Genomic DNA, 23,964 nt, shown 5'->3' with positions numbered 1-23,964 from the left:
GCCGGGGCATGGGCGAAGGGCTCCCGGTTTCGCCACAGTGTGTGTGCCGCATCGCGTACACGAGAGGCTCAACCAGGATGGCACGTGGCGGATCTGGTCCCATGTACGGCATGCCGACCGGCGTGCGGCCCCTGGAACCGGGGGACCCGGTCGCCGTCGGCGGCCACCGGCTGCTCGGACGGCTGGGAGCCGGGGGGATGGGCGTGGTCTACCTGGCCGAGCGGCCACAGGGGGGTGTGGTCGCGCTCAAGACCCCGCATCCGGCCCATCTCGGCGACGCCACCCTGCGCGCGCGGTTCACCGAGGAGATCGTCCACTCCCGTCGGGTGGTGCCCTTCTGCACCGCCAGGGTCTTCGAGGACGGCGTGGACGGCGACCGCCAGTATCTCGTCTGCGAGTACATCCCCGGTCCCGCGCTGTCGGAGGTGATGGCCAGGACGGGGCCGCTCGCCGGTGACCTCGCCTACGGCGTCGCCCTGGGGGTGGCGGCCGCGCTGGTCGCGGTGCACGAGGCGGGCCTGGTCCACCGCGATCTCAAGCCGGGCAACGTGCTGCTGTCCGAGCAGGGGCCGAGGCTGATCGACTTCGGCATCGCCAGGGACGTCGACACCCTCGTCGCGCACACCGAGGCGGGCCAGGTGATGGGCAGCCCCGGCTGGGTCGCGCCGGAACGGCTCACCGGGGGGCCCGCGCTGCCCGCCTCCGACATCTTCGCCTGGGGGTGCCTGGTCGCCTACGCGGCCACGGGCCGTCATCCCTTCGGCGCGGGTGACGCCGAGGCGCTGGCCCGCCGGGTGCTGGGCGATCCGCCGCGGCTGACCGGGCTGCCGGAGACGCTGCGCCCGGTGGTCGAGGCCGCGCTCGCCAAGGATCCCGCCCTGCGGCCCGGCGCGGCCGACCTGCTCGGCGCGCTGCTCGTCGCCGGTGGCGTCGGCGTCCCGGGCAATCTCCGCGCCGCGGTCGCCGAGATGCTCGGGCGGATCTGGATCCCGGTGCCGTGGCCGAAGGACCCGCTGGGCGGGGTGGGGGCCGAGCTGTCCGCGGTCTCGGCGGAGAGCCCGTCCCCACGTCCCGATGCCGTGGCGCGTCCCGCGTCCCACAGGGCGGCCAGGGCGGTGCCGGGGCGGGCGCACCGGGGGCAGGCGGGGTTCGCGGCTCTGGCGACCGTCGTCATGGCGGCCGTCACGGTCGTCGCGGCGGCGAAGGGCGGGGCCAGGCCGTACGCCGATCCCGAGGTGCGGGAGCTTCCCGCGGTGGTCGCCCCGATCCACGCGAGCCCGACGGGCCGCGCCCCGAGGGACACGGCGCAGCCGGTCGTGCCGAGGGCGGTGACGCCGCCGGTCGTCCCGGTGGTCCCGGCCTCTCCGGTCGCCTCGGCCACGGTCAGCGTCACGGCTACCCCCACCGTCCCGGCCACCCCCGAGAAGCGGGGACCGGCGCGGCCGCCGCGTCATCCGCCGCTTCCCCGGTGGACGCGGGACACCTCCGGTCTGGAGGAGCCCACCGGGTGCGCGGGGGCGTCGGTCAAGGGCGGGGAGTGCCCGGTGACGCCCGGTGACTCGAAGCCCCCGGTCCCGCAGACGGGAGAGAGCGAGAGCAGCGCCTCGGGGACGGGCGGCTCGTCGGTGGTGCCGCCCTCCGTCCCCTCACCGAGCGCGGGACCTGGGGTGAAGTCCGGCGAGTGACCCCGACGCGGCGTCCGTTAGGGTGATCGGCGCGTGTCGTGTCGGAGGGGGACGGTTATGGGCGGGCTCGCGCCCGGTGCGGTCGAGGTGAGCGGTGTCGGTGTCCGGGTGGTCGGCGGGACGCTGCTGGACGGGGTCGACTGGCGGGTCGGGTACGGCGAGCACTGGGTGGTGCTCGGGCCGAACGGGGCAGGTAAGACCACCCTGCTGTCGTTGGCGGCGGCCGTACGGCATCCGACGGAGGGCGCGGTGACCGTGCTCGGTCAGCGGCTCGGCCGGGTCGACCTGCGGGAGCTGCGCCGTCACATCGGACTGGTCGCGGCCAGTCAGCGGCTCATCGACGAGGAGCTGCTTGAGGAGGAGGGCGCGACCGCGCACACGGTCGTCCTGACCGGTCACACCGGTACGAGTGCCCCGCTGTGGGACCGTTACCGGCCGGAGGAGCACGAGCGCGCCCACCGGATGCTCGGCGAGATGGGCTGCAAGGAGCTGGCGGAGCGGCTCTTCCGGGTCTGCTCGCAGGGGGAGCGGGCCAGGATCCGGGTCGCCAGGGCGCTGATGGCCGATCCGGTCCTGCTGCTGCTCGACGAGCCGTTCGCCGGGCTCGACCTTCCCGCGCGGGAGGACCTGATCACGGCGGTCGAGAACCTCGCCATGACCCGGCCCGCGCTGACCACGGTCACGGTCACCCACCACCTGGAGGAGGTGCCCGCGACCACGACCCACGCGTTGCTGATGCGAGAGTCGCGGGTCAGCGCGGCGGGGCCGGTCGAGCGGGTGCTGACGGAGGAGAACCTGTCCGACTGCTTCGGCAGGCCGCTGCGGGTCGGCCACCACGAGGGACGCTGGTCGGCCAGGGCCGTACGGGCCTGACTCGGCGGGGGTTCAGTCCTTCTTGCGCTGACGGATGAGGCCCATGAACCCCGGGCTCGGCTTGAACCTGGCCGTCCAGGTCTCGGCGATCTCCAGGGGTTCGCCGGTCTGCGGGTTGCGGCCGGTCCGTGCGGGTTTGTGGACGATCTCGAAGGAGCCGAAGCCGGGGATCGCGACCTTCTCCTCGGCCGCGACGGCCGTCTGGATGGTTCCCAGGATCGCCTCAAGGGCCGCTGCGGTCTGCCTCCTGGTGAGTCCCGCCTCGGCCGCGGCCTTCTCGATCAGCTCGCGCTTGTTCATGGGGACAGTTAACGCCATTTCCCCCTCGCGGAGGGAGGTGCCTGCCGCCCCACGGCGGGACGGCAGGCATCTGGGGCCTTCAGCGGTCCGACTGGGCGGCCAGCCGTTCCGCTTCCCCGTACAAGGCCTCGACGAGGATGAGCTCCAGGCGGAGATCTTCGTCGACGAGGCCGTCCAGAACTTCCATTCGGGCCTCCCACTACTCGGACGTCCCACGGGCCGTGAAAGTTCACACCGGTACCGGATCGGACGTGACTGCGCTGTCAGGTCGCGACGAGCTCGGCGAGGTCGACGTGTTCGCCGACCTCGCGCACGTCCAGGCAGTACGCCAGCAGAATCCGCCGCTCTCCGATGCGCCGGGTCACACGCAGGCACGGACGATCGTTGAGCACGATCGCCTCGACCTCGATGCCATCCGGCCCTCGCCAGATCCCCATGCAGTCGAGGCTACGAACAGTCGGGTAAGGCCGGGGTAACCAACCGGGCATATCGTGATAGGTCCCGTAAGCCATGTGATTTGCCTGCTCCTGCCGATGATTAGCCGGTCTGCTCTGGGTAACAGACCGTCTTAATCCAAGTAATCAGGGAGAAATCAACATGGCTCTGCCCAAGCTAACCCCCGAACAGCGTCAGGCCGCCCTCGCCAAGGCCGCGGAGACCCGGGTCGCCAGGGCCAGGCTTCTGGCCGAGGTCAAGGCCGGATCGATCAGCCTTGAGCAGCTCCTCTCCAGGAACGACGAGATCGCCCGGCGCATCAAGGTCTCGCAGGCGCTGCGAGCCCTGCCGGGGATCGGCAACGTCAAGGCGGCCCAGCTCATGCAGCGGGCCGAGGTGGACGAGACCCGCCGCCTCGGCGGCCTGGGAGCGCAGCAACGGCGCAGGCTCATCCAGGCCGTGGCGAGCTGACCCGCGGGGCGGGAGCCGGGCACGCGAAGGCCCCGCCGTACGGATCGGGGGGATCCTGTACGGCGGGGCCTCACGCGACGACCTGGCAGACGGCCCCGCGACGGTCGGGCCCGCCCGGGAAGCGGTCCCATGCCCTGGAGGTTTCCGGGCGAGCCCTGGTCCGAAGGGTCAGTGAGCCGTCTCGAACTGCTCCTCCTCGGTGGAGCCCCGCAGGGCCGTGGTCGAGGAGTCCGGCGCGACGGCCGTGCTGACCAGGTCGAAGTATCCGGTGCCGACCTCGCGCTGGTGGCGGGTGGCGGTGTAGCCGCGCCGTTCCGCGGTGAACTCCGCCTCCTGGAGGCCGACGTAGGCGGTCATGCCCTCCTCGGCGTATCCCCTGGCGAGGTCGAACATCGAGTAGTTGAGCGAGTGGAAGCCCGCCAGCGTGATGAACTGGAACTTGTATCCCATGTGCCCCAGCTCGCGCTGGAACTTGGCGATCGTGGAGTCGTCGAGGTGCTTCTTCCAGTTGAACGAGGGCGAGCAGTTGTAGGCGAGCATCTGGTCGGGGTAGACGGTCTTGACGGCCTCGGCGAACTGGCGGGCGACGTCCAGGTCCGGGGTCGAGGTCTCCATCCACAGCAGGTCGGCGTAGGGGGAGTAGGCCAGGCCCCGCGCGATGCAGGCGGCGACGCCGTTGCGGACGCGGTAGAAGCCCTCCGCGGTGCGCTCGCCGGTGGTGAACGCCTGGTCACGGGGATCGACGTCGGTGGTCAGCAGGGTCGCGGCCTGGGCGTCGGTCCGCGCGATGATCACCGAGGGGACGCCCGCGACATCGGCCGCGAGGCGGGCCGCGTTGAGCGTCTTGACGTGCTGGCTGGTCGGGATGAGCACCTTCCCGCCAAGGTGGCCGCACTTCTTCTCCGAGGCGAGCTGGTCCTCCCAGTGCACGCCCGCCGCGCCCGCGGCGATCATGCCCTTCATGAGTTCGAAGGCGTTGAGCACGCCGCCGAAGCCCGCCTCCGCGTCGGCCACGATCGGGGCCAGCCAGTGGGGGGCGTTCCGCTCGTCCTCCGACCAGGTGATCTGGTCGGCGCGCAGCAGCGCGTTGTTGATGCGGCGCACCACGGCCGGAACCGAGTTGGCGGGGTAGAGGCTCTGGTCGGGGTAGGTCTGCCCGCCCAGGTTGGCGTCGGCGGCGACCTGCCAGCCGGACAGGTATATCGCCTTCAGTCCTGCCTTGACCTGCTGCACGGCCTGGTTGCCGGTCAGCGCGCCGAGGGCGTGCACGTAGTCCTCGGTGTTGAGTAGATTCCACAGCCGCTCGGAACCGAGCCGGGCGAGAGTGTGCTCCTCCTGGACGGAACCCCTGAGTCGAACCACGTCCTCAGCCGTGAAGGTCCGCTCGGTGCCCGCCCAGCGGGGGTTGGTCTCCCACTCTCGCCGCAGCTCGTCTGCGGCTCCCTTGAGGCGATCGTTCATCGTCACTCCTATGTCGTCCCCTGGGTGCCTTGCACAGAGTGTGTTCCCCGTCGAAAGGGACAAACAAGGTCATCATTCACGAAAGAATTACCTTTCTTGCTGTGACAGCAAGGAACCGCTGTCTTCGGGGCAGAAAAAATTCATAGTTTTCGCTATGGACTAGACCAATCCGCGGCGGGGACGCCCAGGAGGCTCCGCGGTGCTTGAAATATCCCTCGAAATTTCGTTTAGCATCGGGTCATGGCATCGCTCGTCGGAGAAGAACCGCTGTCCTTGACGCAGGAGCTCGACCTCATCGCGTTCGGCCAGCGGTTGAGACACCTGCGCAAGCAGCGCGGTCTCACCCTCTCCGACCTGGGCGAACGCGTTGGCCGCGCACCGAGCCAGCTCTCCCTGCTGGAGAACGGCAAGCGCGAGCCGAAGCTGTCGCTGCTGAAGGGCCTGGCCGTCGCGCTCGGCGTGCCCGTCGAGGAACTGCTGCGCCGCCAGGCGCCCAACCGCAGGGCCCAGCTGGAGATGGAGCTTGAGGAGGCCCAGCGCGACCCGCTGTACGCCGGACTCGGCCTGGCCAGGCTGAAGGTCTCCTCACGCGTCCCCAACGACGTGCTCGAACACATCCTCGGCCTGTACGGCGAGCTGCGCTCACGCCAGGCCAGGGGCACCGCGACCCCCGAGGAGGCCAGGGCCGCCAACGCCGAGCTGCGGCGCATGCAGCGCGAGCGGGGAAACCACTTCGAGGAGATCGAGAAGGCGGCGGCCGAGGCGCTGTCCGCAGTCGGCTACCGCACCGGGGCGCTGTCTCAGAGCACCGTCCAGGCCCTGGTCACCCACTTCGGCTACACCGTGCAGACGGTCCAGGACCTGCCCCGCACGGTGCGTTCCATCACCGACATGCGCAACCGGCGCATCTACGTCAAGCACGAGCAGCTCGGCATGCACACCCCGCGCACGATCCTGCTGCAGACGCTCGGCCACCTGGCGTTGGGCCACCACAAGCCCCGCGACTTCGCCGACTTCCTGCGCCAGCGGACCGAGGCCAACTACTTCGCCGCCGCGGTGCTGGTCCCCGAGGCGACCGCCGTGCCCTTCCTGCGGGAGGCGAAGGAGGACAGGGCGCTCAGCGTCGAGGACCTCAGGGACGTCTTCGCCGTCTCCTACGAGATGGCCGCGCACCGCTTCACCAACCTCGCCACCCACTTCCTCGACCTGACCTGCCACTTCGTCCGCAACGACGCGGGCGGGATCATCTTCAAGGCCTACGAGAACGACGGCATCGTCTTCCCCGCCGACGAGCAGGGGGCGATCGAGGGCCAGCGGATGTGCCTGCAGTGGTCGGGACGGCAGGTCTTCCGCTCCCCGGACAGGTTCTCGGTCTTCTACCAGTACTCCGACTCGCCGACCGGCACCTACTTCTGCGTCGCCCACGTCGATCCCTCGCGGGAGCGGGACTTCGCCATCACCCTGGGCGTGCCGTACCGGGAGTCGCGCTGGTTCCGGGGCAGGGAGACGACCAACCGCACCCGGTCCAACTGCCCGAGCGGTGACTGCTGCCGCCGCCCGCCCGCCGAGCTGGCCCAGCGCTGGGACGGCTACGCCTGGCCCTCGGCGCGCGGCAACTCCCACGTCCTGGCCGCGCTGCCCCCGGGATCCTTCCCCGGGGTGGACGAGGCCGACGTCTACGCCTTCCTCGAACGTCACGCCACGGGCTGATCGCGCTCCAGCGTGAGCCACGGGTTGCCGAAGAACTGGTAGGCGGGCGCCGTCGCCGGGGCCACGCAGCGCAGGGAGCGCAGCACCTCCGCCGGCGGCTCCCCGGCCAGGGCGCGCCGGTGGAACTCCTCGACCAGACCGTCCCCGACCGGCCTGAACGGCGCGACGGCGGCGCACGCCCCGGCCAGCAGGAACGGCTGGCAGTCGCCGGGCTCGTCGAGGAAGACGAACGCGCCCCCGCCCATGCCCCGGCCGAGCGACTCCGGCGCCGGGCCGCCCGTGGCGAAGTGCACAACGTCTGGCGGGTCGCCGAGCAGCGCCAGCACCTCACCCAGCGCCGGGCTCACCTGCCTGGCGCCGAAGGCGGAGACCAGCGGATGCGGGTGCGGCCCGCCGTACACCACCGCCATGCCGCGCCCGCCCGCGCGTGCGGGAGGCGGCAGCTCGGGGCGGTTGCCGCCGAGCGGCCAGCGTCCCGTCACCGCCTGGCAGTTCAGGAAACCGGGCAGGGACCGGTCGAACGGATGCTGGAGCACGGCCAGGTCCCACGGAACGTGCGGCTCCTGGGACAGGAACAGCACACTGGGACGCCGGGGGGCGATCCGCCCGGCCACCGCGTTCAGCAGCTCCCAGAAGCCCGGGGGGATCCGCGCCGCGACCCGCGACCCCACCTCCTCAAGGGGCAGGGACTGCTCGGCCAGGCCGCGTCCGAACTCCGAGGCCCGCACGCCGAGCTCGCAGACCTCCGCCTGGTCGGGGGTGACGAAGTGCGGCGACTGGTAGGTCCACCACAGCCGCCCGGGCCGGTCGCCGTGGACCACGACCGCCGTGACGTCGGGCGCCTGCCCGGCCTCGGCGATCCTGACCCGGGTCCCGGCCACCGGATGCGGCGCGTTGTCCCTGCCGAGCAGGCCGGGGGAGTCGAGCACCGCCAGCGCCCGCACGCCGAAGCCGACCACCTGGCCGCGCACCGCGTGGACCACCTGGATCTGCCGGGCGGTCACCGGCTGCTCCTGCGCCGTCGCGACCAGCCCGACCTTCGCCCTGGGGTACGGCGAGGCCGCGTCGGCGCGCAGCCGTACCCGCCAGCCGCCGGGCGCCTCGAACCCCTCCGCGACGATCTGGATGTCAAGCTCGACAGGCTCCCGCCCGCCGTACGGCGCGGCCCCCGCGGTCTCCGTGGTGAGGCCGACCTCGACCTCGGCCCCCCAGCCCGCGACGACCTCGGCGGGCGCCTCGATGAGGGGCAGCGGGGACGCCTGCCTGGCGCCGGATCCCTCGCCCTGCCTGCGGCGCCTGCGGAAGGCGCCGGTCAGCCTGCCGATCACGGAGGCGGCCCGCTCGGCGGCACCGGGGCCCGACGGGACGCGGCCGAGCGGCCCCGTGCTCGCGGCGGGCGGCTCCTCCAGCGGGGGCGCGTCCTGGCCGAGCAACTGGCAGAGGCGTTCCCACGCCGGGCCGTACTGGGAGACGAGCGCGATCACGGCCTCGGCCAGCGGTTCCGGCGGCTGCGTGCCCTCCCCGGCGAGCAGCGGATCGAGCCGGGCGCGGAGCTCTGCCGGGGGCTCACCCGGCATGCCGCCGAGCTCGTCACGGACGGTGCGCGCCGCCCTCATCACGGCCACCGGGTCCATACCCGTCCCTCCTCGCTCCGGACTGAGCCGATCTTCCCATTGCCTGGCGGGTACGAGAGCCCGTACCCGCCGAGAATAGGAGCCGCATAGGGTGATACCCGTGGATTTCGAGGTGCGGGGAAGGACGGGCTGTGCTGCCTGAGGTGGAGGCATGGCTGGGCAGGCGCACCTCGTCGTCGGATGACTGGTCCCTGCCCTGGCTGCTGCGGGCCAAGGGAAACACCACGATCAGCGTCGTGCTGCCCGCGCGCGACGAGGCCGAGACGGTCGGCGAGATCGTCACGGCGATCCGGCGTGACCTGGTCGAGGAGACCCCGCTCGTCGACGAGATCGTGGTCATCGACTCCCGCTCCGTTGACGAGACCGCGGCGCGCGCCGCGCAGGCCGGAGCCAGGGTGGTCGCCCAGGACGAGATCCTGCCGGACCTGAAGCCGCTCGACGGCAAGGGGGAGGCGCTGTGGAAGTCCCTCGCGGTGACCTCGGGTGACCTGCTGGTCTTCATCGACGCCGACCTGCGCGAGTTCCGCACGTCGTTCGTGACCGGGCTGCTCGGCCCGCTGCTCGACGACCCCGGCGTGGTCTACGTCAAGGGCTGCTACGACCGGCCGCTGCAGAACGTGCAGAGCGGGGGAGGGCGGGTCACCGAGCTGGTCGCGCGGCCGCTGCTCAACCTGCACTGGCCGCTGCTGGCCGGGTTCGTGCAGCCGCTCGCGGGTGAGTACGCGGGACGGCGCTCGGTGCTCGAACGCATCCCCTTCGTCACCGGCTACGGGGTCGAGCTGGCGCTGCTGGTCGATCTGCTGGAGCTGGTCGGCCTCGACGCCCTCGCCCAGGTGGACCTGGGCAGGCGCGTCCACTCCCACCAGTCGACCGAGGCGCTCGGCGGGATGGCCGCCCAGATCCTGCAGACCTCCTGGTCACGCCTGGAACGGCACAGCAAGATGGTCTCGCTGCACACTCCCTCACCCCGCCTCGCCCAGTTCCGCAGGGGCGCGCACGGTCACCAGGTGACCGTGCGCGACGTGGCCGTCGCCGAGCGGCCCCCGATGGCCACCGTCGAGGGACGGCCTGGCGGTTCGTCCTAGCTTGTCGTGGTCTGGCGCCTGGTGGTCAGACGCCACCCGGCCAGCGCCAGGAAGCCCAGAACCACGGCCCCGCCCAGGTAGGCCCAGGGGGACGGGGAGGAACCACCTCCCCCGGCTCCCCCGGCGGGGGCGGTGGTGGCCGTGGGAGTGGGGGCGGGAGCGGTGGGCTTTCCGAGCGCGGTCAGCAGGGCGGCGGGCAGCGGCTGCCCGTCGAACCCGTCCTGTGCGACCAACGGCCCCGTCCCCGGGCGCACCCGGGCGTCGCCGTCACACAGGGCCGTGTGCAGCGGCAGCCCCGGCTCGGTGGGGATCATGCCGCTCTCCCGCGAGGAGGCGAACACGAGGTACCGGGCCCCCGGCTCGAAGTTGTAGCCGCAGGCCGCGCTGTCGACGTTGGTCGTCACGTGGTACTCGGCCTGCGCCTGCCCCTTGTAGACCTGGTCGATCCTGAAGGTGTAGACGACCGGTGGCGTCGGCACCGAGAAGTCACCCTTGGCCGGACGGGAGGCGAGCACCGTCCCGGTGAAGACGACGCTCGCGTTCCCGACCTGTTCCGTGGGCTTGAGCGGGGCACAGCTACAGGCACACGCGGTGCCGGGGATGGCCACGATGGCGGCGGCCACGAGGAGGAGGACGGTGACGACCCTGTTCATCATGCCCTCATCACGTATCCCGGCCTCCGGTGGTTCGGCTCACTCCTCCGGCGTGGTCCGGTTCTGCCGGGGCGTCCTGGACCAGACGAACACGCCGATCACCACGAGCGCCGCCAGACCGGCCCACATCCACCACGGGATGCCGCCCTGGGTGTCCTGGTCTGACGCGGCGGGCAGCGGCGAGGCGGAGACCTGGGCCGTGGAACCTGCCGTTTCTGCGGGCCCCGCGGATCCGGCTACCGTGAAGGGGATCTCGCCCTCGATGGGGTGGCCGTCGGAGGAGACGACCCGCCAGGCGATCACGTAACCACCCGCGGTCAGCGGCTCCGTCACGTCGGTGGTCACCTTCGGCCCCTCGGTGCGCGGCGCGCTCAGGGGCGCCTGCGTGTTGTCCGCCCGCCGCAGGACGACGGCGGGGAAGTGGACGCGGGCGCTGAAGACCAGCTCGATCCGCTCGGGGGAGGGGACCGAGGAGCCCTTCGCGGGGGAACTGCTGCGCAACTGGTCATGGGCGAGCGCCGCGGGCGCGGCCAGGACGAGGAGGATCCCGCAGCTCACGACCGCCAGGACCATTCTTCGGACGAACTTCGGCAGGAATGCCATAACGGACTCCATGGAGACTTCCGGACGCGCTGTCGGCGCGGCCGTGCAGGGCGGAGGGGCACCCCCGGCGGGGGAGCGCCTGGTCACGGGGGCGCGCGGGCCACCGGGACCCCGCCGTGGGGTCTCCTCAGCCGACGCGCGGGGACACGGGCGGCCCGCGCCTGCGCGGAACCGGGCAGGCCCGTCCGCTCTCGTGGGGTACGGCCCGCACGGACGGCACGACAACGGGAACGGCCAGTGGCGTTCCGGGTGTGACGAGCAGCGGAAGGGCCGGGAGCCGCGCGCCGTACAGACGGATCATGAGCCACAGCGCGCTCTCGCCGCGCCACAGCCACCAGCCCGTCAGCAGCGCGGCCGCGAGGTGGACGGCCGTCATGCCGGGCCTGGCGTGCCCGTGGGTCAGGGGGATCACCGGGTACGGCACGGGCGCGGCACGGCTGAACAGCTCGTGCAGCAAGATCTGGGCGCCCACGCTCGCGGGGAGCACGACCTCGGGGCCGCGCTCACGCCCGTTGAGGGCGTAGCCGAGGCAGAGGGCGACCATCCCGCCGAGGACGGCCACGTACGGCGGCACCGCCCCACCCCCGGCCAGGGCGTGGCCACCGCCGGAGACCACGAGGCACAGCGTCGCGAAGACGAGTGCCCGTGGCAGGCGGAGCGCTGACGCCACTGGGGCCATGACCGCCATCCTGTCAGCCGGGTCAGCCGCCGAGAAGACCGGGGGCTACGGCGCTGGGCTAGCCTGAGGCGCGATGAACCGTTTGACGACCTCACGGGGCGAGTTCGACCTCGCCCGCTTCCCCGAGCACTCCCGGCAGGAGCTGCGCGCCTGGGACGCCGCCGACGAGTATCTCCTGCGCCACCTGGACGGGACCGACGGTGAGCCGCTCGATCTGTCCGGCACGGTGGTCGTGGTCGGTGACCGGTGGGGAGCCCTGGTCACCACGCTGGCCGCCCACCGGCCCGTGCAGATCACCGACTCCTTCCTCACCCAGGAGGCGACCCGGGCCAACCTCACCCGCAACGGGATCGGCCAGGACGCCGTTCAGCTCCTGTCGACCAGGGACACGCCTCCCGGGCGGATCGACGTGCTGCTGGTCAGGGTGCCGAAGAGCCTGGCGCTCCTTGAGGACGAGCTGTGCCGCCTGGCCCCGGCCGTGCACCCGGGCACCGTCGTCGTCGGCACCGGGATGGTCACCGAGATCCACACCTCGACGCTCCGGCTGTTCGAACGCGTCCTCGGACCGACCAGGACGTCGCTGGCCGTCAGGAAGGCGCGGCTGATCTTCTGCACGCCGGAGCCGCGCCCCGCCCCGGTCGTCAACCCCTGGCCGCTGAGCTACCCGCTGCCCGGTGACGTCGGGGTGGTCTCCGGACTGACCGTCGTCAACCACGCTGGCGTCTTCTGCGCCGACCGCCTCGACATCGGCACCAGGTTCTTCCTGAGGAACCTGCCGGAACGCAAGGGGCCTGAGCACGTGGTGGACCTGGGCTGCGGCAACGGGGTGGTCGGCCTCGCGGCGGCACTGGCCAACGAGGAGGCGCGGGTGACGTTCGTGGACGAGTCGCACCAGGCGATCGCCTCGGCGAAGGCCACCTTCCTGGCCGGTGGCGTCCCCTCCCCGGACAGGGCGGAGTTCCTCGTCGGCGACTGCCTGTCCGGGACGCCCGCGGGCTCGGTCGACCTGGTGCTGAACAACCCGCCCTTCCACAGCCACCGGGCGACGACCGACGCGACCGCCTGGCGCATGTTCACCGGGGCCCGCGCCGCGCTGCGCCGTGGCGGCGAGCTGTGGGTCGTCGGCAACCGGCACCTCGGCTACCACGTGAAGCTGCGCAGGCTCTTCGGCAACTGTGAGGTCGTCGCGAGCGACCCGAAGTTCGTCGTCCTGCGCGCCGCCAAACGCTGACGCCCGCACAGTCGCGTGGCCCACGCCAGGTAGGCGGGGGTCTCGTCGGTGACGACCCGCTCGACGCCGTAGCCCGCCAGGCGTCGCCACGCGGCCGGGTCGTTGGGGGTCCAGGCGTAGACCGTGACCCCGGCCCGCTCGTAGGCGCGGACCAGCTTCTCCGTGAGCCTGTCGTGGCGGATCCCGACGAAGGCGAACCTCCTGGCCAGCGCGACGGAGGGGGCGGTCCTGGCCAGCAGGCCCCTGCGGGCGGGGATGGACCGCACCGCCCGCAGCGCGTCGAGGGAGAACGACATCAGGCTTGCCCACCGGTAGGCGTTCGTCCGGTGGTACTCACCCGCGAGGGAACGCAGGTCCGCCGCGTCCGGCACCTCCTTGAGGTCGAGCAGCGTCCGCCCGCCGCTCGCGCGCAGGAGCCGGAACGCCTCCCCGAGCGTCGCGGGTCGCTCCCCGCCCGGGGTGCGCAGCGCGCGGAAGCGGGACAGGGTCATGCCAGAGACCCGTCCCGTGCCCGTGGTCGTCCGATCGACAGTGGCGTCGTGCATCAGCACCGGCCGGTGGTCCCTGGTGAAGTGGACGTCCAGCTCGACCTGCCGGGACCCGGCCGCGAGGGCGGCGCGGAAGGCCCCGACGGTGTTCTCCGTGCCCGGCGGGCCGTACCCGCGATGGGAGACAACGACGGGCGCCGGGCACCCGGCGGGGACGGTTCGCTCGTCGCCCCGGCCGGTCGTGACGACGGTCACCATCCCGAGCACCGCCGCCCCGCACACGACCCTGAGGGCCACCGGGCTAACGAGGGGCATCGGGGATGACGTGCCTGCGACCATGACAGATGACACACACAGTCATCAATGGTAACCGTACGTCATCACATCGCAAAGGGGCGGTAACGGAACCGGCCGCCGATCGGGGATCGGCGGCCGGTCCGGGGGTCAGCGGTTGCCGCGGACCTCGACGCGTTCCCTGCGGTAGTTCCTGTCCGTGCCGCCGGGGCGGTAGCCGCGTTCCACGTTGCCCGCGATGTCCACGGAGAACCAGTGCACCTCGGTCGTGCGGTTCACCGTGATCCGCTGCGCCCCCTCACGGACCCCGGAGGAGACGAGCTTGCGGGAGTTCAGCGTGGGCCTGCTGCCGTCCAGCGTGTAGTAGACGTTCGCGGGCTCGTCGGTGGTGAAGGTGAACGTGGCCGAGGAGTCGTCCCTGCCGGTCACCTTCAGCTCGGAGTCCGGGCGTCGCCGGTCGTTCGCGTACGCCCTGGCGACCTCCAGGATGGCGATCTGGCCGCCGGAGAACTCCATCGCCTCCTCGTGCCCCTCGGTGAACGGCGGCTGGAAGCCGACCGGCTGGAAGCGGCCCGTCGCCGCGTCGTAGAGGTCGGCGCCGACCTCGAAGTCCCAGCCGATGATTCCGCGGTTGTACCAGTGCTCGTCGGCGCTGTTGCCCGCCGCCGAGTACAGCACGTCGGGCACCGGTCCGGTACGGCCAGGCCAGATCGCGGTGCCGCGCCTCTCCTGCACCGCGGACAGGATGTGCCGGGAGGCCTCCCAGAAGTAGTTCTCCGTGCCCAGGTCGACGCGCGGCAGCGTCTCGCGCCCGGCCTCCTTGTAGGAGCCGGGGGGCCACATGAAGTAGCCGCCGTAGGAGTGGGTGTTCATCGCGAACCTGATGTTGGGATATTTCCTGGTCAGCCAGACCTGGTTGCGGTCCTCGGGCTCCGACAGCTCGGCGGGACCCGCGAACACGGCGCTGGTGCAGTCGGACGAGGCGCCGCTGTAGCCGTCGAACAGGGAGCCGACGGAGAAGTTGCGGTTCAGGTCGACGCCCCACGAGTTGCGCGAGGCCGGGTCCGCCGACCTGGCCGGGCAGTGGTTGGTCATGTTCTTACGCTGCATGTTGTAGTCGTAGAAGCTGTAGTGCGCGCCGTCGGGGTTGGCCGTCGGCAGGACGAAGATGTCGAGGTCGTCGATGATCTTCCTGGTCCGCGGGTCGTGGGCGTAGTTGCGCAGCAGCCGCTCGGCGGTCTCCACGCAGACCAGCGGGGTCACCCACTCGCGGGCGTGCTCCTGGCAGTAGAGGAAGACGCCGACCCTGGAGCCGTCCCGTTTGGCGCCGATGCGCAGCGCCTTCATCTGGAACGGCTCCCGCGAGACGCTCTGCGGCGCCTTCAGGCCGTCGGTCAGCCGGGTCGCCGGAGCGGCGGCGACCAGACCGTCGCCCTGGTCGCCCCGGTAGGTCGAGGCCCTCAGCAGCGCCGAGGCTGCGGGGTCGGCGTTGAGCGCCTCGACCACCTGGCGGGCGGTGCTGGTGATCGCACCCGAGGCGTCGGTGGCCAGGCTGACCACGACGTCCTTTCCGGTGACCGAGACCTTCAGGGCGGCGGAGGCGGTCTCGGGGCGGATCAGCGCGAGGCTGACGTCGTTGCCGCCCTGCGAGCCGTACGCGGCTGAGGTCACGTAGAACGTGCTCGCCGGGACCGTGCCGAACTGGGCCTGCGCGGCCCTGCGGTAGCCGTTCGTCCGGTAGGGCAGGTCGACGACCTGCGTGATCCTGGGGAACTCGGCGGCCAGGCCGGTGATCCGTCGGGTGACCTCGGTGGGGTCCATGTAGTGGTCGACGAAGTCGGAGACGTAGTGCCTGCCGGGTGGCGTGCGCCGTTCGCCGAGCCATTTGGTGACCGGGACGGTGACCGAGCCGCCACGGCTGCTCCTGACCGTCACCCTGGCGGGGGCCTGCGTCACCGGCAGCGGGTAGTCGAAGCGGTGGTACATGTACTGCCCGGCGTCGGTGAAGCGTGACAGCGTCGCGGTGCCGCCGGAGCCCGGGGGAGTGCCGGGACCTGAGTCCCAGGTCGCGGTGAGCACGGTCTCGGCGTCGGTCGCGCTCGACTTGACCTCGACCGACAGGAAGCGCCGGTCGTCGGTGCTGGTGAACCACTCCGCGCGCAGCGGGGTCAGGGTGTCGTTCCGCTGCGCCGCGGTGGCCGCCGCCGACATCGCGATCCGCCGCTCCGCCTGGTTCGCCGCGAAACCGGCCTGGTTCGGTACGGCGTCGCGGACGTCGAAGCCCTTCCCGCGCAGCTCCCGTGCCTCACCGGGGCTGAGCACGGCGTGCACCTCGATGCCGTCGTCCACGGCCCTGCGGTACTCCGCGAGGTCGACGCCCAGGGCGTTGAGGCGGTCGACGGCCGCCTGGTCGGGGACGACGACCCGCAGCAGGGCGACCCCGTCCTGCGCGGTGCTCGGCTGCCGGTCGGGGACCACCTCCTCGCCGGACAGGGCGGGGGCGGCGGAACCGGCGAGCACCGGGGACGCGCCGAGCGCCAGCACGACGGGCAGGACGAACGCGGCCACCGCACGGGCCCGTCCCACGCCGGTGAGAGAACTCCTCATCGAGATTCCTCCAGTTGGCGTGCTCGGCCGAATGGGGGGTGTCACGGAATGAGCACGCAATCGGGAGAAGTTTTGATCGAAAAGAGATCTTCGTCAAGTCCCATGTTCGGAGAGTGCGGTGTTATGTTCCTTCTGTTTCACCAACGGTGAAATTTTATTATGCGGCCTTTCGGAGGGTTATTCACCGTGGTTCCGGATGGTCCGATGAGGTGGGACACGTTGCCTGGCAGGTTTCCCCTGATATGCCGCAGGGATTTTTCCGTGCATGGGAAGACGTTTTCCTGTTCGCCGGAGAAGACCGGGAAAACGTGTTCTGTCATTTCCGTTGTCCGATCCCGTGACGCCGTATCCGGCAGCCGGAGGGGTCAGGGGCGCCTGGCCGTCCACGCGGTCCTCATGGCACGGTCGGGAGCGCTTCGGCACCCGCGTCCCGACGGACCAGGCCCCACGCCGCTCAGAGCCTGTTGGGGATCGTGAGCCGCACGTGGGTTCCGCTCAGCCACGCGTCGTCGATCTCTCTGCCGGTGAGCCTTCCGACGAGCGTCAAGGCGGAGGTGACACAGGTCGCCAGGGGCGGGTGGTAGCCGTTCAGCGACCAGGCGTAGAAGTCGCCGAAGGCCTCCGGCAGCGGTTCCTCTCCCTCCATGTCTCCCACCGCGCGCCCGCTCTCCTCAAGGTCGGCTGACCATTCCTCGAAGTCCAGCCAGCCTGGGGGAAGTTCCGGATCCGTCATCCAGCTCGTGTCGTCGATGTCGAACAGCAGGCCCTCGGCCAGGGAGTCCAGCGCGTCGGGGGCGCTGCCGTACCGTCCGCCGGGAACGGTGAGGCTGAAACCAGTGGTGTGAAAGCCGTCCGTCACGTAGGTGAGATCACGAAGGCCGTTCAGCCCCCAGCCCACGCTGACAGCTCGCCCTCCGTGAGCAGACAGGCCGGTCAGGGCGTTGCTGCACGCGAACCCTCGGAACTCGATCATCTGAAGCCAGTCGTCGTTCAATCGGTCGGCCCAGACCACCGTCGCTCCGCCGTTCATGTGGAAAAGCTCGTCCGCGAGTTCGTCGCGGTTGAGGCGGCGAGCGTCGCGAACGTCGGCGCCCACCCGACGCCCCACCTCGTCCAGGCCCAGCCGGTCGACCCACACCGCGCTGAACTCCGTGGTGAGCGCGTACTTCCACAGGAAGTGCCACATACGCTCCGAAGGCCGCATTCCATACCTTTCAACGACACCTTTCAGCGACATCAGGGGCGCCTGGCCATCCAGGCTGTTCTTGTGGTGCGGACGGTGAGGTCCGTTCGCCGCAGTACGGACTCCGGGCCGTCGCCGTTGAGCAGGGTGTCGAGTGTGGACAGGTCGTCGGGGTCCAGGTGGTCCTCGACGCCGGAGCGGATGCGGCGCAGGGTCGCCTGGGCGTAGCGGCCTGTCTCGGCGGGCAGCGGTGGCCTCAGGTCGATGGCGAACGTCCGCTTGGCCTCGACGGTGAACCCGGCCTCGGACAGCGGAACCCCCCAGTCGGAGCCCAGGAGCGGCATGTGCTCGGCGCGCTGCTCCGCCAGCAGGGCGTGGCAGCGCGCTTCGAGCCCGGGACGGCCTACCCCCACGTCGTCGGGCAGGAAACGCGGCATCGGCAGGGCGTCCATCTCCAGTACGGCCAGCAGTCCTCCCGGCCTGAGTGTGGCGTGGACGTCGGCCAGCACCCGGCCGGGGTCGGCCACGTGGTGCATGGAGGCCGAGGCCCAGACCAGGTCCACGGCGCCGAAGGACGGCCAGGTGGTGTCCAGGTCGGCCTGGACGGTACGGACCCGCCTGCCGAGACCGAGGGCGTCGGCCCTGTCCGCGAGGTGGCGCAGCATGCGCTCGTCCATGTCGAGGGCGATCCCCTCGGCGTCCCCGAAGCGGCGCAGCAGCGTCAGAATGCCGGTTCCCGTGCCGCTGCCCAGGTCGAGGATCACGCGGGGCGGCGCGTCCGCGGTCAGCTCGCCGACCAGGTCCGTCACCTCGGTCAGGTGGTCGCGCAGGACCTCCGCGTCCAGGTCGAGGAGTTCGGCCATGCCTGGGTCGTCGTGTCCGGCGGTGGCGTGGTGGTGATGGTGGTGGTTTCCCATGGAGGGAACCTTATGAGCTGTTTGCGTCAATGACATACCATCTTGCGTATGAAGCAAGACGGTGATCTCGACAGCGTGGTGCGCGGCCGGATCAGGGGGCTGCGCGTGGCCAGGGGCTGGTCGCTCGACGACCTGGCGGGCCGCTGCTATCTGAGCCCCTCGACCCTGAGCCGCATCGAGACCGGCCACCGGCGCATCAGCCTCGACCAGCTCAGCGCCATAGCCCGCGCCCTGGGCACCACCATCGACCAACTCGTCGAGCCCGTGGGCGACGAGGACGTGGTGATCAGGCCGAGGCACGACGAGACGCGGGGGGTGACCACCTGGATGCTGGGCGGGCGCGACGCGCCGCACGGCGTGACGGTGGCGAAGATGCGCGTCACCCGGCCCGTACGGCGCGGCGTCGACGAACTGAAGGTCCACCCCGGCAGGGACTGGTTCACCGTCCTGTCGGGAACCCTCACGCTGCTGCTGGGGGAGCGGACCATCAGGGTCGAGGCCGGGCAGGCCGCCGAGTTCTCCACCATGATCCCGCACGCCTTCGGGGCCGACGACGGCCCGGCGGAGATCCTGTGCGTCCTCGACCACGAGGGGCAGCGCACCCACCTGTGGCAACTGGCCTGACCGGCTCCGCCGTACCAGAACGTGTCCGGTACGGCGGAGCCGGACGGGGTGTCACACCGCGGGCCTGAGCGCGTCCGGGGTGTACAGCGCGGTCAGTTCCGTGGCGATCTCGGCCGGGGTGGGCAGCGCCTCGATCTCGGCCCTGACCTCCAGCGCCGTCGCGCGCAGCGCCTCGTCGGTCAGCAGGCGCTCGATCAGCGGCACCTCCAGGTCACCGATCAGCGTGGTCAGCGCGCTGCCCCTGGCGGACAGCGTCTGGGCGTTGATGTGCCGGTCGGCGCCGTTGGGCAGGATGAGCTGGGGAACCCCCAGCGCGGAGCAGGTCAGCGTGGTGCCCGCCCCGCCGTGGTGGATGGCCGCCGAGCTGCCGCGCAGCAGCGCCCCCAGCGGCACCCAGCCGGTCACCCGCACGTTCGGCGGCAGCGGCGTGGACCACGCGGTCTCGTCGGAGCCCGTGGCGATCACGAACTCCGCGTCGACCGACTCGGCAGCCTCGATGATCGGGGTGAACTCGCCGAGCCCGTGGGTCTCCGGCACCACCGTGCCCAGCGTGACCGCGACCCGGGGCCGGTCACTCTCGTCGAGCAGCCACTCGGGCAGCAGCCCACCGGCGTTGTAGGGCACGTACCGCATGGACCACCGGGGCCGGGGCCCGATCTCCAGGTTGGGCGGGACGACGCCGATCGTCTCGATGCCCTTGGGCACCGAGACGCCGTGCCGCAGGAACGCCCCGTTCGCGGGCGCCTCGTCGAACACCGAGGGCTCGAACCCACCGACCCCGATGCCGTGCGCGACACACGGCACGCCCAGCTTGGCGGCGGCGACCGGGCCCGCGGTGAAGATCGGGTCGTAGACCACCAGGTCCGGGCGCAGGCGCTCGGCGAGCCTGACGTGCCCGTCCACGTAGCCGTCCCACATCGCGACGACGAGCGGCTTGATCCGCTCAAGCTCCTCCTGGCTCACGCTCTCCAGGGGCTGCTGGAGACGCTCGGCCGCGGGACCCTCCTTGAAGTCGGCGACCATCCGGGCCGTGGTGAGGCCGGGTACGGCGTCCAGGGCGAGGAACCCGGCCTCACGGACCGCGAGGGCGTCCCCCGCGGCGACGAAGGTGACCTCGTGCCCGGCGAGGCGGAACGCCCACGCGAGCGGCACCATGGGAAATACGTGCCCGATTCCCGGAGCAGGTACGAAAAGCACGTGCATTGTCTGACAGGTCCCCTCTGTCGTTTGACACCCTGTTTTCTTGACCTTGCTCTTCCGGGGTCAAGTCAACCGAATCCCCCACGTGTTGATCAAGAGCCGTCCGGGTGACTTCTCGCGGGACCCGGCGGATCAGGGAACCAGGACGATCTTGCCGCGGCCGTGGCCCTCCTCGCTGAGCCGGTGCGCCCCGGCGGCATCGGTCAGCGGGAAGACGGCGCGGATCGGCAGGTCGAGGGTGCCCGCGGAGTGCAGGGCCAGGGCCCGTGCCACCGCCTGGGCGCCGTGGTTCTCGCCCTCGCCGCCCCCGGTGAAGCGCGTCCCGGTCTCGATGGTCTCGGGCACGCTCACGATGCCGATGACACGCTCGGGACCGCCGAGCAGCTCGACAGAACCGGCCAGCGAGCCCCCGGCCGCGTCCAGCACGGCGTCCACCCCCTCGGGCGCCGCCTGACGGACCCGCTCGAACACCCCCTCGCCGTAGGCGACGGGAACCGCGCCGAGAGCGCGCAGGTACTCGTGGTTCGCCTCGCTCGCCGTACCGACGACACGGATGCCCGACGCGACCGCGAACTGGACCACCAGGCCGCCGACGCTGCCCGCGGCCCCGTGGACCAGCAGGGTCTCCCCCTCGGTGACCTTGAGGAGGTCCAGCACCCGGTTGGCGGTCTCCGCCGACGAGTACAGCCCGGCGGCGGCCTCCCAGGACAGGTCGGCGGGCTTGGTGGCGAGCCGGTCGGCCTCGGCGAGGGTGTGGTCGGCGTAGCCGCCCGCGACCGGGCCGAAGACCTCGTCCCCGGCCGCCCAGGCGCTCACGCCCTCGCCGACGGCCACCACCTCACCGGCCGCCTCGCCCCCCGGCGTGTACGGCAGGGCGACCGGAATGAACTCCTTGAGCAGTCCGGCGCGGATCTTCCAGTCGACCGGGTTGACCCCGGCCGCGTGCACCCGCAGCAGCACCTGGCCGGGACCGGGGGAGGGGACGGGCACCTCGGTGAGCCGCAGTTCCTCGGCTCCGCCGTAGGAGGGGACGGTGACGGCCCTGCCGGTCGCGGGGAGGGACGAAGAGGACATGACGCTCCTTAGAACTCGTTCGGGGTGTTCGTGCGGGGCGGTGCGCCACGCACCGGAACATGGCCGAACGGTCTCATTCCCCGTGACGGACGAGAAGCGGAGCGTTTTCCCTAGGATCGAAAATCCTAGTCTCCGAATCGGGAATCCCGGTGGGAGAGGGGGTGTTCCGCGAAGTGATGAACGGTATGAACCGGAGCGATCTCGCCGACTTCCTGCGCCGCTCCCGCGCGCGGCTGCGCCCCTCGGACGTGGGGCTGCCCGAGGGGCCGCGCCGCCGTACACCGGGACTGCGCCGGGAGGAGGTCGCACAGCTCTCCGGCATGTCCTCCGACTACTACATGCGGCTGGAACAGGCCAGGAGCCCGCAGCCCTCGGCGCAGATGCTCGCCGCCCTCGCGCGGGCGCTGCGGCTCAGCGACGATGAGCGCGACCACCTCCACCTCCTGGCCGGGCACCACGCGCCCATCGCCCGCCCCGCGGGGGAACTGATCGCCCCCGGCGTGCGCCACCTGCTGGAACAGGTGCGTGACACCCCGGTCCAGGTGGTCAGCGACCTGGGTTACCTGCTGGCGCAGAACGCCATCGCCGAGGCCCTGTTCGACCCGGTGTGCGGTGCCGAGGGGGAGGGGGCCAACGTCGTGTGGGCCTGGTTCACCAACCCGAAGGTGCGGGAGCCGTACACGCCGCAGGAGTGGAACAAATGCAGCCGCCACCAGGTCGCCGACCTGCGCGCCTCGGTCGCCAGACGCGGCGGTGACGCGGTGGCGGCCCGTCTGGTACGGCGGCTGCGGGCGCACAGCGACGAGTTCGCCGAGTTGTGGGACCTGCACGAGGTCGGCGTCTACCGCAGTTACCGGCTCCGGGTGCGTCACCCCACGACCGGGACGCTCGAGTTCGACGTCGAGACCCTGCTCACCCCCGCCTCCGACCAGCGCCTGCGCATCTTCACCGTCCCGCCCCAGCCCGCCCCGCCGGTTCCGGCGGAGCGGGAGAGCCGGTAGGGGTTCGTCAGGGCAGCGTCCGCAGGTAGGTCGGCGGCTTGCGCACCCGGCCCGCCTGCTCGAACGCGTAGCCGATGGCGATCAGGGTCCGCTCGGAGAACCGGCCGCCGAAGAAGGTCACGCCGAGCGGCAGCACGTTCTTCGCGTATCCACCGGGAACCGTGATCGCGGGGTATCCGGCGATGGCCGAGGGCGTGGAGGTGGCGACGAAGTCGGTGAAGTCGTCGCCCTTGGTCAGGCTGGTCAGCCAGGCTCCGTTGTTGGTCGGCGCGAGCACCGCGTCGAGCCGCTTGGCGGCGATCAGGGAGTCGATCGACTCGCGGGAGAGCGAGGTCGCCTTCTCCCTGGCCGCGCGGTACTCGAAGTCGTTCAGGTCACCGCTGGTCGCCTGCGACTGCTCGAACAGCTCCTGCCCGAAGTAACGGAGTTCGGTCGAGGCGTGCTTCTTGTTGAACTCGATCAGTCCGGCCAGGTCCTTGGGGTGCTGTCCGGGAGTGTCGGCCAGGTAGGCGTTGATGTCGTGCTTGAACTCGGTCGTCAGAGCCGGGAACTCCAGCTCGGCGGCCTCGGCCGTATCCGTCAGTTCGAGGTTGTCGACCACGGTCGCGCCCCGCGCCCTGAGCGTGGCGACGGCGGCGTCCAGGGTGGCGAGCACCTCCCGGTTGTTCCCCGCCGCGGAACGCCAGACGCCGATCCGCCTGCCCTTGAGCGCGTCCGGCCGCAACGCCCTGAGATAGTCACGGTCTCCACCCGCCACGGTGGCCGGATCGCGCGGGTCCACCCCCTGGATGACGGACAGCACGGCCGCCGCGTCGGTGACGTTCCTGGTGAGCGGGCCAGCGGTGTCCTGGGCCAGGGAGAGCGGGACCACCCCGGCGCGGCTGACCAGGCCGAGCGTCGGCTTGATCCCGACGACGCCGTTGATGCCCGCGGGGCAGACGATCGAGCCGTCGGTCTCGGTGCCGACGGTGACCGCGGCCAGGCTCGCGGCGGCGGCGACCCCGGAGCCGCTGCTCGACCCGCAGGGGTTGCGGTCCAGGACGTAGGGGTTGTTGGTCTGGCCGCCGACCGCGCTCCACCCGCTTGAGGAGGGGCTGGAGCGGAAGTTGGCCCACTCCGACAGGTTCGTCTTGCCGAGGATCACCGCGCCCGCGGCGCGCAGCCGCTGGACCAGGAAGGCGTCCCTGGCCGGTCGGGCGCCGACCAGCGCCAGCGAACCGGCGGTCGCGCGTCCTGAGGCGGCGATGTTGTCCTTGAGCAGGACCGGGATGCCCTCAAGAGGGCCGCGCGCTCCCTGGCGCCGCCGCAGGTCGCTCTCCTTCGCCTCCCGCAGCGCCGCGGGGTTGGTCGCGATGACCGCGTGCAGCAGCGGGTCGACCGTGCGGATCCGGTCGAGGTAGAACCGGGTGAGCCCCACCGAGTCGAAGCGCCCCTGGTTCATGGCGCGCTGCATGTCCAGAACGGTCGCGCGGTCCAGGTCCAGACCGCGCAGGACGGTGTTCCTCTGGGCGCGTGCCTGGGTTTCCTGGGCGTGCACCGGAGCGGCCACGGACAGCCCGGCGACGAGTGTCGCCGCCACCAGCCATCGCGCGGAATGCGTGAGAGTCATGAACGACCAGCGTAGCGATCATGCTTTCCAAGGAAAATGTTTCCGGTTCATACTTTTGCCGGACCGGGTCCTCCGTGATGGGGCTGGGGAGCCTCGCGGAAGGCGGGTGAGAAGTCCGTCGTTAGGGTTCGGTGAAGGTGGGTAGGG

The 23,964-nt window shown here is 71.4% G+C and carries 22 protein-coding genes; 8 read left to right on the top strand and 14 right to left on the bottom strand.

The features are described 5' to 3' along the window. The first annotated feature begins 110 nt into the window (after positions 1 to 110). The gene (locus tag FHS44_RS12480; protein WP_184714126.1) at positions 111 to 1,685 is read left to right on the top strand and encodes a serine/threonine-protein kinase; all 1,575 of its coding nucleotides are present in this window, start codon (positions 111 to 113) and stop codon (positions 1,683 to 1,685) included. Positions 1,686 to 1,742: 57 nt separating this feature from the next. Further along, positions 1,743 to 2,558, top strand: coding sequence for an ABC transporter ATP-binding protein (locus FHS44_RS12475; protein ID WP_184714125.1), 816 nt, complete (start codon positions 1,743 to 1,745; stop codon positions 2,556 to 2,558). Between the two features lie 12 nt (positions 2,559 to 2,570). On the opposite strand, the gene FHS44_RS12470 is transcribed toward FHS44_RS12475, so the two are convergent. Both FHS44_RS12470 and FHS44_RS12465 read right to left on the bottom strand, forming a co-directional pair. After that, positions 2,571 to 2,858, bottom strand: a complete 288-nt coding sequence (locus FHS44_RS12470; RefSeq protein ID WP_184714124.1) for an HU family DNA-binding protein — start codon at positions 2,856 to 2,858, stop codon at positions 2,571 to 2,573. A 263-nt stretch (positions 2,859 to 3,121) separates the two neighbouring features. Then, positions 3,122 to 3,295 carry a hypothetical protein gene (locus FHS44_RS12465; protein WP_184714123.1) on the bottom strand — a complete coding sequence of 58 codons (174 nt, stop codon included), beginning with the start codon at positions 3,293 to 3,295 and terminating at the stop codon, positions 3,122 to 3,124. A gap of 160 nt (positions 3,296 to 3,455) precedes the next feature. Here FHS44_RS12465 and mihF point away from each other — a divergent pair, with 160 nt between their 5' ends. After that, positions 3,456 to 3,764, top strand: a complete 309-nt coding sequence (gene mihF / locus FHS44_RS12460) for an integration host factor, actinobacterial type (protein ID WP_184714122.1) — start codon at positions 3,456 to 3,458, stop codon at positions 3,762 to 3,764. A 168-nt stretch (positions 3,765 to 3,932) separates the two neighbouring features. On the opposite strand, the gene aceA is transcribed toward mihF, so the two are convergent. Beyond that, positions 3,933 to 5,225, bottom strand: coding sequence for an isocitrate lyase (gene aceA / locus FHS44_RS12455; protein WP_184714121.1), 1,293 nt, complete (start codon positions 5,223 to 5,225; stop codon positions 3,933 to 3,935). Between the two features lie 240 nt (positions 5,226 to 5,465). Here aceA and FHS44_RS12450 point away from each other — a divergent pair, with 240 nt between their 5' ends. Beyond that, a complete protein-coding gene (locus FHS44_RS12450) occupies positions 5,466 to 6,935 on the top strand; it encodes a helix-turn-helix domain-containing protein (protein WP_376771584.1) in 1,470 nt (489 codons plus the stop codon). Here FHS44_RS12450 and FHS44_RS12445 read toward each other — a convergent pair. Continuing rightward, on the bottom strand, positions 6,920 to 8,569 hold the full coding sequence (locus tag FHS44_RS12445) for a hypothetical protein (RefSeq protein ID WP_184714120.1): 1,650 nt from the start codon (positions 8,567 to 8,569) through the stop codon (positions 6,920 to 6,922). The two genes, FHS44_RS12450 and FHS44_RS12445, sit on opposite strands and share 16 nt — an antisense overlap. 131 nt (positions 8,570 to 8,700) lie before the next feature. Between FHS44_RS12445 and FHS44_RS12440 the strand changes: the two genes are divergently transcribed. Then, positions 8,701 to 9,654 (top strand): glucosyl-3-phosphoglycerate synthase, encoded by a 954-nt coding sequence (locus tag FHS44_RS12440; RefSeq protein WP_184714119.1) that lies wholly within the window; start codon positions 8,701 to 8,703, stop codon positions 9,652 to 9,654. On the opposite strand, the gene FHS44_RS12435 is transcribed toward FHS44_RS12440, so the two are convergent. The 3 genes from FHS44_RS12435 to FHS44_RS12425 form a co-directional block, all read right to left on the bottom strand. Next, on the bottom strand, positions 9,651 to 10,310 hold the full coding sequence (locus FHS44_RS12435) for a netrin-like domain-containing protein (protein ID WP_184714118.1): 660 nt from the start codon (positions 10,308 to 10,310) through the stop codon (positions 9,651 to 9,653). The two genes, FHS44_RS12440 and FHS44_RS12435, sit on opposite strands and share 4 nt — an antisense overlap. 36 nt (positions 10,311 to 10,346) lie before the next feature. Beyond that, entirely contained in the window at positions 10,347 to 10,910 is a 564-nt protein-coding gene (locus FHS44_RS12430) for a copper resistance CopC family protein (protein WP_184714117.1), read from the bottom strand. 127 nt (positions 10,911 to 11,037) lie between these two features. Then, positions 11,038 to 11,589 carry an MFS transporter gene (locus FHS44_RS12425; RefSeq protein ID WP_184714116.1) on the bottom strand — a complete coding sequence of 184 codons (552 nt, stop codon included), beginning with the start codon at positions 11,587 to 11,589 and terminating at the stop codon, positions 11,038 to 11,040. A gap of 73 nt (positions 11,590 to 11,662) precedes the next feature. Between FHS44_RS12425 and FHS44_RS12420 the strand changes: the two genes are divergently transcribed. Then, positions 11,663 to 12,820 carry a methyltransferase gene (locus tag FHS44_RS12420; RefSeq protein ID WP_184714115.1) on the top strand — a complete coding sequence of 386 codons (1,158 nt, stop codon included), beginning with the start codon at positions 11,663 to 11,665 and terminating at the stop codon, positions 12,818 to 12,820. Here the strand turns inward: FHS44_RS12420 and FHS44_RS12415 are convergent. The 4 genes from FHS44_RS12415 to FHS44_RS12400 all read right to left on the bottom strand — a co-directional run bounded on the left by FHS44_RS12415 (position 12,730) and on the right by FHS44_RS12400 (position 18,309). After that, positions 12,730 to 13,623: a glycerophosphodiester phosphodiesterase gene (locus tag FHS44_RS12415; protein ID WP_184714114.1), complete on the bottom strand. Its 894-nt coding sequence runs from the start codon at positions 13,621 to 13,623 to the stop codon at positions 12,730 to 12,732. The two genes, FHS44_RS12420 and FHS44_RS12415, sit on opposite strands and share 91 nt — an antisense overlap. 129 nt (positions 13,624 to 13,752) lie before the next feature. After that, positions 13,753 to 16,209 carry a M14 family metallopeptidase gene (locus FHS44_RS12410; protein ID WP_184714113.1) on the bottom strand — a complete coding sequence of 819 codons (2,457 nt, stop codon included), beginning with the start codon at positions 16,207 to 16,209 and terminating at the stop codon, positions 13,753 to 13,755. A gap of 454 nt (positions 16,210 to 16,663) precedes the next feature. Beyond that, entirely contained in the window at positions 16,664 to 17,395 is a 732-nt protein-coding gene (locus tag FHS44_RS12405; protein WP_184714112.1) for a DUF6461 domain-containing protein, read from the bottom strand. Between the two features lie 50 nt (positions 17,396 to 17,445). Next, the gene (locus FHS44_RS12400; protein WP_184714111.1) at positions 17,446 to 18,309 is read right to left on the bottom strand and encodes a class I SAM-dependent methyltransferase; all 864 of its coding nucleotides are present in this window, start codon (positions 18,307 to 18,309) and stop codon (positions 17,446 to 17,448) included. A 48-nt stretch (positions 18,310 to 18,357) separates the two neighbouring features. Between FHS44_RS12400 and FHS44_RS12395 the strand changes: the two genes are divergently transcribed. Further along, a complete protein-coding gene (locus FHS44_RS12395; RefSeq protein ID WP_184714110.1) occupies positions 18,358 to 18,933 on the top strand; it encodes a helix-turn-helix domain-containing protein in 576 nt (191 codons plus the stop codon). A 51-nt stretch (positions 18,934 to 18,984) separates the two neighbouring features. On the opposite strand, the gene FHS44_RS12390 is transcribed toward FHS44_RS12395, so the two are convergent. Both FHS44_RS12390 and FHS44_RS12385 read right to left on the bottom strand, forming a co-directional pair. Next, on the bottom strand, positions 18,985 to 20,088 hold the full coding sequence (locus tag FHS44_RS12390) for a nucleotide disphospho-sugar-binding domain-containing protein (protein WP_221460667.1): 1,104 nt from the start codon (positions 20,086 to 20,088) through the stop codon (positions 18,985 to 18,987). Between the two features lie 177 nt (positions 20,089 to 20,265). Beyond that, positions 20,266 to 21,207, bottom strand: coding sequence for an NADP-dependent oxidoreductase (locus FHS44_RS12385; RefSeq protein WP_184714108.1), 942 nt, complete (start codon positions 21,205 to 21,207; stop codon positions 20,266 to 20,268). 185 nt (positions 21,208 to 21,392) lie between these two features. Here FHS44_RS12385 and FHS44_RS12380 point away from each other — a divergent pair, with 185 nt between their 5' ends. Then, a complete protein-coding gene (locus FHS44_RS12380; protein ID WP_221460666.1) occupies positions 21,393 to 22,208 on the top strand; it encodes a helix-turn-helix transcriptional regulator in 816 nt (271 codons plus the stop codon). Between the two features lie 7 nt (positions 22,209 to 22,215). Here the strand turns inward: FHS44_RS12380 and FHS44_RS12375 are convergent, their stop codons facing one another. Continuing rightward, positions 22,216 to 23,817 carry an amidase gene (locus FHS44_RS12375; RefSeq protein ID WP_184714107.1) on the bottom strand — a complete coding sequence of 534 codons (1,602 nt, stop codon included), beginning with the start codon at positions 23,815 to 23,817 and terminating at the stop codon, positions 22,216 to 22,218. Positions 23,818 to 23,964 lie beyond the last annotated feature (147 nt).

Origin of the sequence: Streptosporangium saharense (assembly GCF_014203715.1) — a bacterium.
In the GTDB taxonomy this organism is placed as follows: domain Bacteria; phylum Actinomycetota; class Actinomycetes; order Streptosporangiales; family Streptosporangiaceae; genus Streptosporangium; species Streptosporangium saharense.
This window is presented reverse-complemented; position numbering and strand designations above follow the sequence as displayed.

Excerpts from the sequence above, each read along its gene's own strand:
- mihF (WP_184714122.1), top strand. The coding sequence starts at position 3,456 with ATGGCTCTGCCCAAGCTAACCCCCGAACAGCGTCAGGCCGCCCTCGCC.
- FHS44_RS12480 (WP_184714126.1), top strand. The coding sequence starts at position 111 with ATGCCGACCGGCGTGCGGCCCCTGGAACCGGGGGACCCGGTCGCCGTC.
- FHS44_RS12470 (WP_184714124.1), bottom strand. The coding sequence starts at position 2,858 with ATGAACAAGCGCGAGCTGATCGAGAAGGCCGCGGCCGAGGCGGGACTC.
- FHS44_RS12400 (WP_184714111.1), bottom strand. The coding sequence starts at position 18,309 with ATGGGAAACCACCACCATCACCACCACGCCACCGCCGGACACGACGAC.
- FHS44_RS12380 (WP_221460666.1), top strand. The coding sequence starts at position 21,393 with ATGAACCGGAGCGATCTCGCCGACTTCCTGCGCCGCTCCCGCGCGCGG.
- FHS44_RS12375 (WP_184714107.1), bottom strand. The coding sequence starts at position 23,817 with ATGACTCTCACGCATTCCGCGCGATGGCTGGTGGCGGCGACACTCGTC.
- FHS44_RS12450 (WP_376771584.1), top strand. The coding sequence starts at position 5,466 with ATGGCATCGCTCGTCGGAGAAGAACCGCTGTCCTTGACGCAGGAGCTC.
- FHS44_RS12430 (WP_184714117.1), bottom strand. The coding sequence starts at position 10,910 with ATGGCATTCCTGCCGAAGTTCGTCCGAAGAATGGTCCTGGCGGTCGTG.
- FHS44_RS12420 (WP_184714115.1), top strand. The coding sequence starts at position 11,663 with ATGAACCGTTTGACGACCTCACGGGGCGAGTTCGACCTCGCCCGCTTC.
- FHS44_RS12395 (WP_184714110.1), top strand. The coding sequence starts at position 18,358 with ATGAAGCAAGACGGTGATCTCGACAGCGTGGTGCGCGGCCGGATCAGG.
- FHS44_RS12425 (WP_184714116.1), bottom strand. The coding sequence starts at position 11,589 with ATGGCCCCAGTGGCGTCAGCGCTCCGCCTGCCACGGGCACTCGTCTTC.
- FHS44_RS12385 (WP_184714108.1), bottom strand. The coding sequence starts at position 21,207 with ATGTCCTCTTCGTCCCTCCCCGCGACCGGCAGGGCCGTCACCGTCCCC.
- FHS44_RS12390 (WP_221460667.1), bottom strand. The coding sequence starts at position 20,088 with ATGGTGCCGCTCGCGTGGGCGTTCCGCCTCGCCGGGCACGAGGTCACC.
- FHS44_RS12435 (WP_184714118.1), bottom strand. The coding sequence starts at position 10,310 with ATGATGAACAGGGTCGTCACCGTCCTCCTCCTCGTGGCCGCCGCCATC.
- FHS44_RS12405 (WP_184714112.1), bottom strand. The coding sequence starts at position 17,395 with ATGTGGCACTTCCTGTGGAAGTACGCGCTCACCACGGAGTTCAGCGCG.
- aceA (WP_184714121.1), bottom strand. The coding sequence starts at position 5,225 with ATGAACGATCGCCTCAAGGGAGCCGCAGACGAGCTGCGGCGAGAGTGG.
- FHS44_RS12465 (WP_184714123.1), bottom strand. The coding sequence starts at position 3,295 with ATGGGGATCTGGCGAGGGCCGGATGGCATCGAGGTCGAGGCGATCGTG.
- FHS44_RS12475 (WP_184714125.1), top strand. The coding sequence starts at position 1,743 with ATGGGCGGGCTCGCGCCCGGTGCGGTCGAGGTGAGCGGTGTCGGTGTC.
- FHS44_RS12415 (WP_184714114.1), bottom strand. The coding sequence starts at position 13,623 with ATGCCCCTCGTTAGCCCGGTGGCCCTCAGGGTCGTGTGCGGGGCGGCG.
- FHS44_RS12410 (WP_184714113.1), bottom strand. The coding sequence starts at position 16,209 with ATGAGGAGTTCTCTCACCGGCGTGGGACGGGCCCGTGCGGTGGCCGCG.
- FHS44_RS12445 (WP_184714120.1), bottom strand. The coding sequence starts at position 8,569 with ATGGACCCGGTGGCCGTGATGAGGGCGGCGCGCACCGTCCGTGACGAG.